8 protein-coding genes are annotated in these 13657 nt (G+C 60.0%); 4 read left to right on the top strand and 4 right to left on the bottom strand.

What is annotated here, in order from left to right; genetic code table 11:
- Positions 1-94: 94 nt before the first annotated feature.
- Positions 95-1015 carry a helix-turn-helix domain-containing protein gene (locus tag PQR67_RS21085; protein ID WP_408463418.1) on the top strand — a complete coding sequence of 307 codons (921 nt, stop codon included), beginning with the start codon at positions 95-97 and terminating at the stop codon, positions 1013-1015.
- Between the two features lie 13 nt (positions 1016-1028).
- Here the strand turns inward: PQR67_RS21085 and PQR67_RS21080 are convergent, their stop codons facing one another.
- From PQR67_RS21080 to PQR67_RS21065, 4 genes are all read right to left on the bottom strand, one after another.
- Positions 1029-4049 carry an FAD-binding and (Fe-S)-binding domain-containing protein gene (locus PQR67_RS21080; RefSeq protein WP_408463415.1) on the bottom strand — a complete coding sequence of 1007 codons (3021 nt, stop codon included), beginning with the start codon at positions 4047-4049 and terminating at the stop codon, positions 1029-1031.
- A 24-nt stretch (positions 4050-4073) separates the two neighbouring features.
- A complete protein-coding gene (locus PQR67_RS21075) occupies positions 4074-4823 on the bottom strand; it encodes a 2-keto-4-pentenoate hydratase (RefSeq protein WP_408463412.1) in 750 nt (249 codons plus the stop codon).
- A 37-nt stretch (positions 4824-4860) separates the two neighbouring features.
- Complete coding sequence (locus tag PQR67_RS21070; protein ID WP_408463409.1) at positions 4861-6147, bottom strand: MFS transporter; 1287 nt, start codon at positions 6145-6147, stop codon at positions 4861-4863.
- A gap of 207 nt (positions 6148-6354) precedes the next feature.
- Complete coding sequence (locus tag PQR67_RS21065) at positions 6355-7575, bottom strand: pyridoxal-phosphate-dependent aminotransferase family protein (RefSeq protein WP_408463406.1); 1221 nt, start codon at positions 7573-7575, stop codon at positions 6355-6357.
- Positions 7576-7736: 161 nt separating this feature from the next.
- Here PQR67_RS21065 and PQR67_RS21060 point away from each other — a divergent pair, with 161 nt between their 5' ends.
- The 3 genes from PQR67_RS21060 to PQR67_RS21050 all read left to right on the top strand — a co-directional run bounded on the left by PQR67_RS21060 (position 7737) and on the right by PQR67_RS21050 (position 13565).
- Positions 7737-8462 (top strand): GntR family transcriptional regulator, encoded by a 726-nt coding sequence (locus PQR67_RS21060; RefSeq protein ID WP_408463403.1) that lies wholly within the window; start codon positions 7737-7739, stop codon positions 8460-8462.
- Positions 8463-9186: 724 nt separating this feature from the next.
- The gene (locus PQR67_RS21055) at positions 9187-9876 is read left to right on the top strand and encodes a hypothetical protein (protein ID WP_408463400.1); all 690 of its coding nucleotides are present in this window, start codon (positions 9187-9189) and stop codon (positions 9874-9876) included.
- A 224-nt stretch (positions 9877-10100) separates the two neighbouring features.
- Positions 10101-13565, top strand: coding sequence for an SPM autocatalytic domain-containing protein (locus PQR67_RS21050; protein ID WP_408463397.1), 3465 nt, complete (start codon positions 10101-10103; stop codon positions 13563-13565).
- Positions 13566-13657 lie beyond the last annotated feature (92 nt).

Raw genomic sequence — 13657 nt, 5'->3', positions numbered from 1 at the left:
AGGATTGCGCACTTTTTCGGGGATGCGCCCGGCCGGCAACCGCGCGCCGTATACTGACGCTTACCCTGTCATCGAATGCATCTCGCTCGTTGCCGTGAACGCCAGTCCGCCCGCCCCTGTGATCGAATCCACCGAAACGCCGTTCGGCCTTCAGTCGGTCTGTCACACGCTGCAGAGCGCCAACGCGAATCTCGAGCGCTTCGCGTGGCTCGGCGACCGGCTCGCCATCGCCCTCTGGACCCGCGACACGGAGGAAGCCGAGACCATCTATGAACGGCCCGGCCATCACACGCTATCGTGCTATCTGGATGGCGGCTATCGCACCGAGCGTCAGAAGATGCCGGGGCGCTACGGCGCGCCGTCGCGGCTCTGCGCGTTGCCCGGCGAGCATGAATCGCGCTGGTGGGTGCGCGGCCACATGCATTTCATGCACCTTTATTTCCTGCCCGAACACTTCACACAGCGCGCCGTGCAGGAACTCGATCGCGAGCCGCGCGAACTGACGCTGGCCGATCGCACCTATTTCGAAGACGCCCGCATCGCGAGCCTGTGTCAATCGCTCGCCAACGAAGACTGGCAGGACCCCGATGGTCTGCTGCGGACCAATGAAACAGCGCATCAGGTATTGAGTCTGCTGCTGCGCGCCCAAGGCGTGCGCCGCACGGATGCGTCGCTCAAGGGCGGTCTCTCGGTCGCGACCCGGCGGCGTCTGCGTGACTACATCGAGAATCATCTCGCGCAAACGCTCACGCTCGGCGAGCTTGCCGGAGTCGCGGCGCTGTCGGAATTTCATCTGGCGCGCATGTTCCGCGCGTCGTTCGGACTACCGCCTGCGGCCTGGATCGCGCAGCAACGGCTCGAACGCGCCCGCACGCTGCTGCGCAGCACGAGATTGCCGCTCGCCCATGTCGCGGAACAATGCGGCTATGCGAACGCCAGCCATTTCAGCCATCGCTTTCGCGAAAGTGTCGGGGTGGCGCCGGCGGCGTATCGGCAGGCTGTCGGCGCCGCCTAGTGGCTGCGCGCCCTCACTGCAACGCCATCGCCAGCACCCGCGCCACGTGGATCGCGTCGACGCCCGCGCCGTCGTGGATCTGATGCCGGCAACTGGTGCCGTCCGCGACCATCACGGTGTTGGCGTCGATCTTGCGCACCGCCGGCAGTAGCGAGAGTTCCGCCATCGCCTGCGACGTGGCGTAATGCTCGGCTTCGTAGCCGAAGCTGCCCGCCATCCCACAGCACGACGACTCCACCGTCGACACCTTGAGATCGGGAATCCACTTCAGCACGGTTTGCACGGGCGTGAACGCGTCGAAGGCCTTTTGGTGGCAGTGGCCATGTACGAGCGCCTGTTCCTTTGCCAACGGCTTCAGTGCAAGCTGCAAGCGTCCGGCCTGTTCCTCGCGCACCAGAAACTCTTCGAACAGAAACGCCTGTTTCGAAAGCCGTTGTGCTTCTTCGCCGAAACCGTAGTGCAGAAACTCGTCGCGCAATGACAGCAAACACGACGGCTCCAATCCGACAATCGGCACACCGCGCTCGACAAACGGTTTGAACAGATCGAGCATGCGCCGCGCTTCCTGCTTCGCTTCATCCACCAGACCGGCCGCGAGGAACGTGCGGCCGCAACACACCGGTCGCTCGCCCTGGCGCGTATTGAAGTGCACCGTGTAGCCTGCCGCTTCCAACACCTGCTGCGCGGCGCGCGCGTTTTCAGGCTCCATGTTGTTGTTGAATGTATCGACGAACAACAGCACTTCTTTCAACGCGCCGCCTTGAGCTCTTTTTCCCGGCACCGCGTCGGATAGAAACGATTTCGTGAAACGCGGTAACGTGCGTTCGGGTGCGAAGCCCACCATTCGCTTGAACCACGCCGACAACACCGGCACGTTGTCAGCCAGCGCCATCAAGCCCGGCACGCGGCTCGCCGCTGCGGCATAGCGCGGCATGAAAGCCACCAGCCTGTCGCGCAGACGCAGCCCATGCCGTTTGACGCGCGCCGCCCGCGCCTCGATCTTGAACTTCGCCATGTCGACGCCCGTCGGGCAATCGCGTTTGCAGCCTTTGCATGACACGCACAGATCGAGCGTGTCCTTGACGTCGTCGCTGGCGAGTCCCGCTTCGCCGAGTTGCCCGGAGATGGCCAGACGCAGCGTGTTCGCGCGTCCTCGCGTCACATGTTGCTCATCCTTCGTGACGCGATAACTCGGACACATGGTGCCCGCGTCGAACTTGCGGCAATGGCCGTTGTTGTTGCACATCTCGACGGCCTTCGCGAGACCGCCCGCCAGATCGTTGCCGCTGCCCGGCGGCGTCTGCTGCCCCGTGAGCGGATCGCGTTCGACGTTCCATGCGGACCAGTCGAGCGCGGTCTCGATCGCACGCGCCGCGTAGCCCGGGGCAAAGCGGAAATTGCGCGCGTCGTCCATCTTCGGCGGACGCACGATCTTGTCCGGATTGAAGCGGTTGTCCGGATCGAACAGCGCCTTGATCTCAGTGAACGCCTGGTTCAGACGCGGTCCGTATTGCCACGCGACCCATTCGCCACGGCACAAGCCATCGCCGTGTTCGCCGGAATACGCGCCCTTGTATTCGCGCACCAGGGCAGCGGCTTCCTCGGCGATCGCGCGCATCTTGAGCGCGCCGTCGCGCCGCATATCCAGAATCGGCCGCACGTGCAGCGTACCGACGCTCGCGTGGGCATACCAGGTGCCTTCGGTGCCGTGCCGGTGGAACACTTCGGTCAGGCGGCTCGTGTATTCCGCCAGATGTTCGAGCGGCACCGCGCAATCTTCGATGAAGGAGACCGGCTTGCCGTCGCCCTTCATGCTCATCATGATGTTGAGCCCGGCTTTGCGGACTTCCCACAGCGCTTTCTGTTCGTTCGCGCCAGGCATCTCGACGACCGAATCGGGCAAGCCCAGATCGGCCATCAGTTCGGTAAGTTGTTTGAGCGATGCAAGCTGCTGGCCAGCGTTCTCGCCTGCGAATTCCACCAGCAGGATCGCTTGCGGCTCGCCGACCAGCGCCTTCTCGATCACCGGACGGAACGCGGGATTGCTCATGGCCAGATCGATCATGGTGCGGTCGACCAGTTCCACGGCCACCGGCTTCAGCTTGACGATGTGCTGCGTCAGATCCATCGCTTGCCAGAAGGTCGGGAAATTCACCACGCCCAGCGTTTTATGCGTGGGCAGCGGCGCGAGCTTCAGCGTCAATTGGCGGCTGAACGCAAGCGTGCCTTCCGAGCCGATCAGCAGATGCGCGAGATTGGCGATGCCGTCATCGGTATAGGCTCGCGGGTTCTGACAATCGAACAGGTCGATGTTGTAGCCCGCTACGCGCCGCAGCACCTTCGGTATGCGTTCGACGATTTCATCGTGCTCCCGCTCGGCAATCCGCTTCACGCCTTCCACGATCTGCTGCAGGCGCGCACCTTGCGGCGCATCGCGCAACGAGGCGAACCGTGCTTCGCTGCCGTCGGCGAGAATGGCGTCGATTGCCTCGACGTTATGCACCATGTTGCCGTATTCGATCGAGCGCGAGCCGCACGAGTTGTTGCCGGCCATGCCGCCGATCGTGCATTGCGCCGCTGTCGAGACGTCGACGGGAAACCATAGGCCATGCGGCTTCAGCCATGCGTTCAGATGGTCCAGCACAACGCCTGGCTCGACCGTCACTGTGCGCGCGTCGGCATCGAACGCGACGATGTTGTTCAACCATTTGCTGGTGTCGATAACCAGCGCTTCACCGACGGTCTGGCCGCATTGGCTGGTACCCGCGCCACGTGCGAGCAGCGGCACTTTCTCGCTACGCGCAATGTCCAGCGCGATGCGCAGATCATCCTGATCGCGCGGCACCACCACACCGATCGGCGTAATCTGATAGATCGACGCGTCGGTGGAATAACGGCCGCGGCTCGCCGCATCGAATAAAACATCGCCGCGCAAGGATTTACGCAAATGCTGCGCGAGCGGCGTGGTCAGGCCCGCGGCGGACGGCACCAGATGAATCGGCTTGACGAGTAAAGCGGAGGTGGGGTTCGTCATATCGTCGGTCTATGAGAAAACGGGCTAGTACAGCGTCAGGCTGATCGGCGCGAGCCCTTCAATACGCCCGTTAGCCGTGCCCGCGCTCTGCGGACAAAACATTCCGGTGTACGAACCGGTGGTGACGACCATCTCCGGCGTGATCGCGATGCCGCGCGATGTGGCGTGATTGACGAGCCACGTCAGCAGACGCCGCGGATCGCCGGCCGGATTGGCGGGCGTTGTCTCGACCACATCATGCCCTTCAAAGCTGAACCGCAACGACGGCGCCACAAACGGAAAGTCCTCTCGATACGGCGTGAATTCGCCGACGATCAACGCGCCGTGATTCTGCAAATCCGCGAGTTGGGCGAGTTTGTCGACATTGGGCCAGCCGGCATAACGGCTCGCCACGATCTCAATGGTCGCGCCGAACGAGCCAATGCCTGCGTGTACTTCGGCTTCGCTGTACGGTGTCGTGGAAGGCTCGAAACGGCGGCCGAAACGGAATGCGATCTCCAGTTCGAGTCCAAGCGGCGCGAAGGCTTCTCGTGGCAAGCGCGCGCCATCGGCATGCAGATCGTTCGCAGGCAACGGTGCGCCCTGGATCGGGCCGCTATCCGACTTCGCGCCGATCTTCCAGCCACCGATCGGCGCATCCAGCACACGCAGGATGTCGTGCTGGATCGCGTAGGCGGCAGCGCCGTCCGCGGGTGTTTGCTCGGGCGGCAACGCATCGAGCGTCAGGTGATGGCGGCGCGCGTCGGCGAGACGTTGACTCAGTGATGTTGTCATTGCTTTGAAGGCGAAGAAAGGGAACGGCGCGGTCTGCTTATGCACCCGCGCCCGTGGTGGCGTGTGCCTGGTCGGCCGCATTGAGCTCGAATTTGCTTTCCGGCTGCATGCGGAACGCGAGCACCACGCCGATCGCCATCAACAGCATGCTGCCGACGAACGGCAACTCCCAACTGCCGAAGTAGTCGATCAGAAACCCGCCGACCACCGGCGAAATGATCGCGGCCAATGCCGAGCCGGTGTTCATCATGCCGCTCGCGGTGCCGGAGTATTCCGGCGCAATGTCCATCGGAATCGCCCACATCGGGCCGATCGTCATTTCGGCGAAGAAGAAACCTGACGCGAGACACGCCATCGACAGATACAGGTCGTGCGTGAACATCAGCGGAATGAGCGAGAGCAGACAGAACAGCATGCACACCGACACCATCCAGCTCCGGGCACGCTTCAGGCTGCGGGTACGTGTGAAGATCCAGTCGGTCACAATGCCGCCGAGCGTATCGCCGAGCACGCCGGCAAAGAACACGACCGAGGCGAAGATCGCCGACTTTTGCAGTTGCAGGTGATAGCTGTGCAGGAAGTACTGTGGAATCCAGCTAAGGAACAGCCACAACGTCCAGCCATAACAGAAGTACACGATCGTGACCGGCCACATGCGGCGAAACAGTTTTCCCCACGGCACGCTGGCGGCCTTCGGCTTCGGCGCGGGCAAGATTTCGAGTTCCTCGTTCGTGATACGCGGATGATCTTTCGGATGTTCGGTGAACGTGAACGACCACACCGCTACCCACAGCAAGCTGAACACGCCGCAGATATAGAACGATTCGCGCCAGCCCCAGGTTGCCATCACCAGCACGATCAAACCGGGTGCCACGGCATTGCCGATACGCGACGCTGCGTGTGTGATGCCCTGCGCAAAGCCGCGTTTTTCTTTCGCGACCCAGCGCGCCATCGCGGAAGTCGCGGCGGGAAACGTGGCGCCTTCACCGAAACCGAGCAACACGCGTGCGGCCAGCAACGAGACTAGGCCACCGGCGAGGCCGGTCAGCAAAGTCGCAACGCCCCAGATCGCACCGCAGAAAATCAGCGTGCGTTTCGCGCCGAAGCGGTCGCTAACCCAGCCGCCGATGATCTGAAAAATCAGATACGGATAAGCGAAGGCCGAAAACACCAGGCCCACTTCCGTGTGCGAGAGTCCGAACTCTTTGCCGAAACCTGCAGCCGCGGTGCTGACGTTGACGCGGTCCAGGTAAGTGATGAAGTACATGATGCAGAGCATCACTAGAACGATACTGGTCGCACTGCTCACACGAAACCGCTTCATTGTCTCTCTCCATTGCAGTCTATCGACGGCGCGCCTGAATGGCGCGCCGCATCGCCGCCCGTCAGCGACCTGCGCCGCGGGAACATCGCTTGTTGTCCATGGGCCGCGTTCTATGCGCGGTTTCGTGGAGGAAGTGCTCCCCGCCTTCCTTTGCTGCGAGATGCGCCGAGGCGCTCAGGTGCTTGAAGTGTTCAAGCGCTAAAGTGCCTAAGCCGCCGCTTTCAGCCCCGAAGCCTGGGTCGGCTGGCTCAACCACTCCATAGCGGCAGGCAAGCCACTTTCCTTGAGCGGCACGCCCGCGAGCCGCAGGCCCATTTCGCAACCGGCCAGCGTTGCCAGCAGCATCAGGTCGTTGCAGTCGCCGAGGTGGCCGATGCGGAACATGCGGCCTTTCATCTTGCCGAGGCCGGTACCGAGCGACATGTCGAAGCGTTCGTAGATGACTTTGCGCACCGCGTCGGCGTCGATGCCTTCGGGCATCATCACGCCGGTCAGTACCGGGCTATAGACAGCGGGATCGGCGCACTGAATCTCCAGGCCCCATGCACGCACCGCACGACGGGTGGCTTCAGCGAGACGCTCGTGACGCGCGAACACGTTGTCGAGCCCTTCGCCGAGAATCATCTCCAGCGCCTCGTTGAGCCCGTACAGCAGGTTCGTATTCGGCGTGTACGGCCAATAGCCGGTCTTGTTCATTTCGACGATGTCGGTCCAGTCCCAGAAGCTGCGCGGCAGTTTGGCCTGCTTGCTGGCGGCGAACGCCTTCGGCGAGATCGCGTTGAAGCTGATGCCAGGGGGCAGCATCAAGCCCTTTTGCGAGCCCGACACGGTGACGTCGACGCCCCATTCGTCATGGCGATAGTCGGCGCAGGCGAGGCCCGAGATCGTGTCGACCAGCAGCAGTGCAGGGTGCCCGGCCGCGTCGATCGCGCGGCGCACGGCGGCGATATCCGACGTGACGCCCGTGGAGGTCTCGTTATGGACCACACACACCGCCTTGATCGCGTGCTGCGTGTCGGCGCGCAAACGCGTTTCGATCATGTCCGGCTGAACCCCGCGCCGCCAGCCTTCAATGCCCGGCAGGCCGAGAAACTCCGGCCTCAGTCCGAGGCTTTCCGCCATCTTTTTCCACAGCGTCGCGAAGTGGCCGGTTTCGAACATCAAGACGTTGTCGCCAGGGCTCAGCGTGTTCGACAGCGCCGCTTCCCACGCGCCAGTGCCGGAGGCCGGATAGATCACGACCGGTTGCTGTGTCTTGAAGATTTTCTTGATGCCTTCGAGCACCTTCAGGCCGAGTTCGCCGAACTCAGGGCCGCGGTGATCGATGGTCGGGTAGCTCATCGCCCGGAGAATGCGATCGGGCACCGGGCTCGGACCCGGAATCTGCAGGAAGTGACGGCCAGCGGGGTGAAAGTCTAGCTTGAGCATTGGGCTCCTCCGATTGAATTTTGCATGCAAAAAACTATATCAGACGATCCGCTGTGATCCCAAGATGAAAATTGCTTGCTGGGACCGGTGTTTACCCGTGCTCTTACCTAATCTTCGAGCTTCCGATAAAATCGCACTAATACGATGTTGAGGGTTTTTGTATGCAAAATTCGGATTTCGATGCAGGTGCGGCCGCTTCCCCGCTGATGCCGAAGGTTGAGCGTCAGCGCTTGCACGACACGGTGGTGGAGCACATTCGCCGCTTTATCGTCGAGGGGGTGCTTGAACCGGGCAAGAAACTGAACGAGCGCGAGTTGTGCGAGACGCTGGGGATTTCGCGCACGCCGTTGCGGGAGGCACTGAAGGTGCTGGCCGCCGAAGGGCTGATCGAGATTTGGCCGAACCGGGGCGCGTCGGTATCGAAGATGTCGGAAGCGGAGTTGCGCGAGACCTTCGAATTGATGAGCGGTCTTGAAGCGTTTTCTGGTGAGCTAGCGGCGGAGCGGATGACGGCTGCCGAGCTTGCCGAGATCAAGGCGCTGCATTACGCGATGCTGGCTTGTCGTACGCAGAACGATCTGGCCGGGTATTACAGCCGCAACCAGGCGATTCACGACAAGATCAATGAGGCGGCAAGGAATTCAGCACTCCGGCAGACTTATGTTGCTGTGAACCGGCGCCTGCAGGCGTTGCGGTTTCGGTCGAATTTTCAGATCCCCAAGTGGGATAGCGCGATTCATGATCACGATGAAATGTTGAAGGCGCTTGAGGCGAGGGATGGGAAGAAGTTGAGCACGATTTTGCGGCAGCATTTGCTGGACAAGCGGGATGCGGTTTTGCAAGTGCAGTCGCGGGAAGAGGTGGCGGGGTCGGTGTTGAAGGCTTGAGGGGTTCGTTGCCCAAACTTGTCCCCACAAAATGTTGGCAAGCCTGTGGACAACCTTCGCACATCCCGGCCAAGTCGTTGACGCAGCAGAAGTATCCGGTCGCGGGTGATGAGTAAGCATCACTCATCAAGCCGCTACCGGCCGCGCAGAAAAACCAGAATGGCGAACCTGTCGCCGTAGCTGCGACACCCCATCTCCTGGTTGTCCACATAATTTGTGGTCAACGCTGTGGATAACTTGCGCACAGGAGTGCCAAGGCATTGATGCAGATGCCTTTTGCTGGGTCGATGCATCCGTCAGCCTGCCTGGCAATTAGCTGAAGCCACCTTCTATCTGGCGTGAACCGGATGCTGCCGAACCAACGGCACGCCATCATCACGCACTGGCATTGCGTCGCGGTCCCCCATTCATCACCAACGACAGTCCGCGTGTCTGCCACGGGAAACACAAGTAATCAATCGACAACTGCTTCGCTAAATGCATCTGACCATTCCAGGCACCGCTGCAGAAGTTTCTGGCACACCGCTACGCAACTTTTCTTGAATATTGCGAAGCACGCTAAACAGCGTCCGAACGGTGGAAGCTTGCGCCGCCAGCGCTTTTTCGCTGTTCCGAAATGTGGTTAAGACAAGACTGGACGAAATAGATGAGTTATACAAGGTACCGGCGCGCTGCGACTTTAATTATTACTTTCTCGGTGGCATTCTCCCTCGGATGCCTTTTTATGAAAAACCAAGAAACGGGAAAAAGTGTAGCGAGAGCGATTAATCCCATGAATGGGGATATCGGCGATAGGGATACCAAGGCTGACAATACCAATTCAAAAGATCCTGCAGCCTCGTTCAATCCCTTTCCGGTTTCATCACCGATGCACCGCGAATTCGATGAGTATCGAACATGGGTGCTGGATAACAGGAAACTGGCGGCGCTCAGCGGCTCGGCAGGTCCAGGTCATCTGTTGAGGCTATCCGGCCAGCTGGCAGTAAAGGGATTGCCCCGACTACCCACCGATCTGCTTGAGCAGCGACTGTCCGCTGTCAGCAGGATATTGCCGTCGCTGGACACCCATATGTGCAGCATGTTTCTAAAAGGTGGAATCAACGCCACGGAGTTCATAGTCCAGGCTTCTCCAGTCATGGAATCGTTTAGCGACGACGAAGCGAAAGCATGGTTCGCTGTCAACAAAGCTGCCATTGAGGCACAACTGGATGGGTCGCCGCTCATCGTGCTGTCAACTGAAGACGCAACGCGGGGCGTTCTAAAAATCACAAGATCGATGTATGAGCCGGAATCCACGGCATTTATTTCCGGGTTGACTGGCTTGAAGACAGCGAACGATGAGGATGCGTGCGCGACAGTTCGAATTCTTTACTCCAAAGGGAATACTCTGTCTGAACCTTACGCGGATACATGACGAGGATGCTTCTCACAGGGCAAGAGGGCAACGAAAAATTTTAGCAGGGGTCGGATTTTTTTAATATAAATACGATCCAATAACAGCGCTTTGATCCTATTTGCAATAACCTTCAACGAGATCACCATATAATGATAACTTACTCATTACCTGATTATCTTGGTCCCTATTTCGATATCACTGCGTCGCTTGCTAGCATCGCTGAGACAGCGCTTGGGGGTGACATGACAGGGACAGCCGTGGGCATTGGCACCGCAATTGCCGGTGCCAAAGCAACTCTCACTGACAGCGCAACTCTAGGGACGCTTAGCTCGATAGTCGGCGCCGGTTATGGGATTGTGACGGCGATCGACAAACTCGGGAAGCAGATCGACACAATGTCCGGTTCGCTGACTACCTACAACGATGCAGTGGCATCTGGCAATCAGGGTTCAATAAGCGCTGCGGGACTCGACGTGACAAGTTCCGTCGCGACGGTAGTCAATACCATTGGGTCCGTGATCGCGGGTGTTGCTGGTGCGATAGCAGCGGCTGGAATGGCCGGCTCGGCAGCGATGGCCCCAATTGCCAGTCTCGGCCTGGCAATTTCGGCTGCGGCGGGCTTGTTGGCGTTGACCGCAACCAACGCGGTTACGGACGCAGTAAAAGCCGCCGCAGCCGAAATCGGTAATCTGCTCAACGACATCGAGTCCCAGTTAGGTACTGGCTCGCCAGATTCCGGTCAGCCGGGAGCGCCAGGCGCTGGCGGAAAAGGACCCGAATCCGGCGCCGGGGGCGCCGCGATGGGCAAATACCCAGGTGATGACGCACTTATCAGCCCGCTTGTCCTCGACCTGACCGGCTCGGGAATCAACCTGACACCGCTAAACACAAGTTCCCCCTACTTCGACCTGGCCAACGATGGCTTTGCCAGACAAACGGGCTGGGTCGGTGCCGGCATGGGATTGCTCTGTTTCGATCCGGACGACCGGAGCATCACGAATATTACCCAGCTATTCGGCAACGAAACGACCGACGGATTTGACATCCTGCGCAAGCTCGACGCCAATCACGACAACGTCATCGACGCATCTGATCCCGCATTCGCAAGCCTGCGGGTATGGGTCGATGCCAACGGGAACGGCGCCTCTGATTCAGGTGAACTTTACACACTCAGTCAGCTGGGCATTGTTTCAATCAACCTTAATGCCACTGCGGTAACTGAGACCATCGCAGGCAACAAGATAAGTTCGATTAGCAGCTATACGTTGGCGGACGGCACCACCCGCGAAATTGTTGATGCGTGGTTCGCCAACAGCACGATGAACACCAAACCGGTTACCCCGGTAGAAGTAACGGCGACTGCAGCGGCGCTCCCTCAATTGGCAGGCGCAGGGACATTGCGAGACCTGCGCTCGGCCATGTCGCTCGACCAGGGTTTGCAGAATCTGGTGCAGGCCTTTGTTGCCCAGCCGGCCGGTACAAGTCCCTCCAGTGTCGAATCGGCCGCCCAGGCAATTCTCTTCCAGTGGGCTGGTGTGACCTCCCTCGACCCCAGTTCGCATGGCCCCTCGATTGACGCACGGCAGCTCAGCTTCGTGGACCGGTACCTGGGCAAGACCTTCAATTCGACCGGTGACGGTGTCAACCCTGGAATCAGGGCGGCAGCCTACTTGCAACAAAGCTGGAATGATCTCTATGACGCAGCGTTGGCACGCCTTGTTTTGCAATCGCCGTTGGCTGCCAGCGTAGCGCCCGAATTCACGTACGACGCCGCCACCGATACGATCCAGGCGACGGCGACATTCGCACCAGCGCTAGCTGCAGCCTTCCAACGTCTCGGCACAATCACAGCCGCGAACCTTGCCTCCTGGGATCTGCTGTTACGCGTCGCGGACGCAGCGCGTTTTGACATGGGCATGTCGGACTCTCTGTTTGAGAAATACGTTGCCGCTGCGACGAACGACACCATCGCATCGGTTGCAAACGCCATCGCTTCGGGCCTTCAAATCAGCTTCGACGGATCGGGGCGTATTCAGGAAACCGGCAGCACGATCTATCACGATTTCTATGCTGGTCCGGGAGTCAGTGTGCTGATCGGTGAACGCGCTGGTAACGACCCAAGCGCGCAGTTGCCGGGCAACGACGTATTCCACTACTCTGCCGGTGATGGCGTCGTGGAGATTCGTGAAAGCGACCCAAACTCCAGCGCGCCTGCCAATACACTCAGCTTCGGCCTGGGGATCGACCCGTCATCGATCAAGGCCAAGGTCCTGAGCAACGGCGACATGGTGCTCACAGACGGCGTCACAGGCGACCAGATTACGCTGGTGGGGGAATTGCGCGACAGTGGCGGGGGCGTCCAGCTTGTGCAATTTGCCGATGGCACGACATGGACGAGGTATCAGTTGATCCAGGTTGCCGCACTCTGCGGAACAACGGGTAATGACTCGCTCTATGGGACCGCCAACGCGGAAGTATTTGACGGCAAGGGCGGCAACGACTATGTCCAGGGCGGCGGCGGTGGCGATACGTTCCTCTTCAATGCGGGCTACGGGAAACTGGAAATTTACGAGTCGGACAAGAGCAGCGCCCCCTACAACGTTCTCCAACTCGGCCCTGGAATCAGCAAATCGTCAGTCACGGTGCGCGGGACGGCCAGCGGAAATCTGGTGCTGACGGATGGCATCGCGGGGGATCAGATCACCCTGGACTCGGCAATGCTCTTTGGCTCGATGGGAGTGCAGGCGGTAAGGTTTTCTGACAACACAGTCTGGACGCGTCAGCAGCTGATTCAAATGGCCACGACGGGGACGACGGGTAATGACACGCTCTATGGGACTTCCAACGCGGAAGTGTTCGACGGCAAGGGTGGCAACGACTATATCCAAAGCCAGGGCGGCGGCGATACGTTCATTTTCAATGCGGGCTACGGAAAACTGGAAATTGCGGAAACGGACTCAGGCTCGACGCCGCATAACGTGCTGCAACTAGGCGAAGGGATTAATGCTTCGTCGTTCACGGTGCGGGGGACAAATGGCGGCAATCTGGTGTTAACAGACGGTATCGCGGGCGACCAGATCACGCTGGATTCGTTTTTAAGCGGCAGCTCCTGGGGAGTGCAAGAGGTGCACTTTGCCGATGGCACGACATGGAACAGGCAGCAACTGCTCCAGATGGCGACAACTGGCACCCCGGGCGACGACAAACTGTACGGGACCAGCGGCGCGGACGTATTCGATGGCAAAGGCGGCAACGATTATGTTCGGGGCGGTGGCGGCGGCGATACGTTCATCTTCAATGCGGGCTACGGGAAACTCGAGATTGATGAATACGATTCCGGTAGTGCGCCCCATAACGTGCTGCAACTGGGCGCGGGAATCAGCGCGTCATCAGTCTCGGTGAAGAGCTCAAGCAATTCCGGCATTGTGCTGACGGACGGTATCGCGGGCGACCAGATCACGCTGGATTCGTTTATGGCTGGCAGCGGCTTCGGCGTTCAGACAGTGCAGTTTGCCGATGGCACAACATGGAACAGGCAGCAACTGCTCCAGATGGCGACCACCCGCACTGCAAGTCTGGCCGATACGCAAGTCAACAACCTGATCGCGGGCATGGCATCTTACGGCGTGCAATCTGCAGCCACTTCACAGACGCCGCCCGCGGTTCAGCAGTCGCCGCAAGCGCTGCTCGCGGCCAATCTGTACTAACGCCCCTTTCATTCGCTGTCCAGGCATCCACGGCTTTTTTCGTCACGGATGCCCATGTATCAATCGGCGGTGTTTTCCGTGCTGTACCGGGC

It is taken from the genome of Paraburkholderia fungorum (assembly GCF_046026025.1).
Lineage (GTDB): Bacteria > Pseudomonadota > Gammaproteobacteria > Burkholderiales > Burkholderiaceae > Paraburkholderia > Paraburkholderia fungorum_E.
The sequence above is the reverse complement of the archived record's forward strand: the minus strand, read 5'-3'. Positions and strand labels throughout refer to the sequence as shown.

What these genes read in the sequence shown, in the direction of transcription:
- PQR67_RS21080 (WP_408463415.1), bottom strand. Translation starts at nt 4,049, where the DNA reads ATGACGAACCCCACCTCCGCTTTACTCGTCAAGCCGATTCATCTGGTG.
- PQR67_RS21075 (WP_408463412.1), bottom strand. Translation starts at nt 4,823, where the DNA reads ATGACAACATCACTGAGTCAACGTCTCGCCGACGCGCGCCGCCATCAC.
- PQR67_RS21070 (WP_408463409.1), bottom strand. Translation starts at nt 6,147, where the DNA reads ATGAAGCGGTTTCGTGTGAGCAGTGCGACCAGTATCGTTCTAGTGATG.
- PQR67_RS21065 (WP_408463406.1), bottom strand. Translation starts at nt 7,575, where the DNA reads ATGCTCAAGCTAGACTTTCACCCCGCTGGCCGTCACTTCCTGCAGATT.
- PQR67_RS21060 (WP_408463403.1), top strand. Translation starts at nt 7,737, where the DNA reads ATGCAAAATTCGGATTTCGATGCAGGTGCGGCCGCTTCCCCGCTGATG.
- PQR67_RS21055 (WP_408463400.1), top strand. Translation starts at nt 9,187, where the DNA reads ATGAAAAACCAAGAAACGGGAAAAAGTGTAGCGAGAGCGATTAATCCC.
- PQR67_RS21050 (WP_408463397.1), top strand. Translation starts at nt 10,101, where the DNA reads ATGACAGGGACAGCCGTGGGCATTGGCACCGCAATTGCCGGTGCCAAA.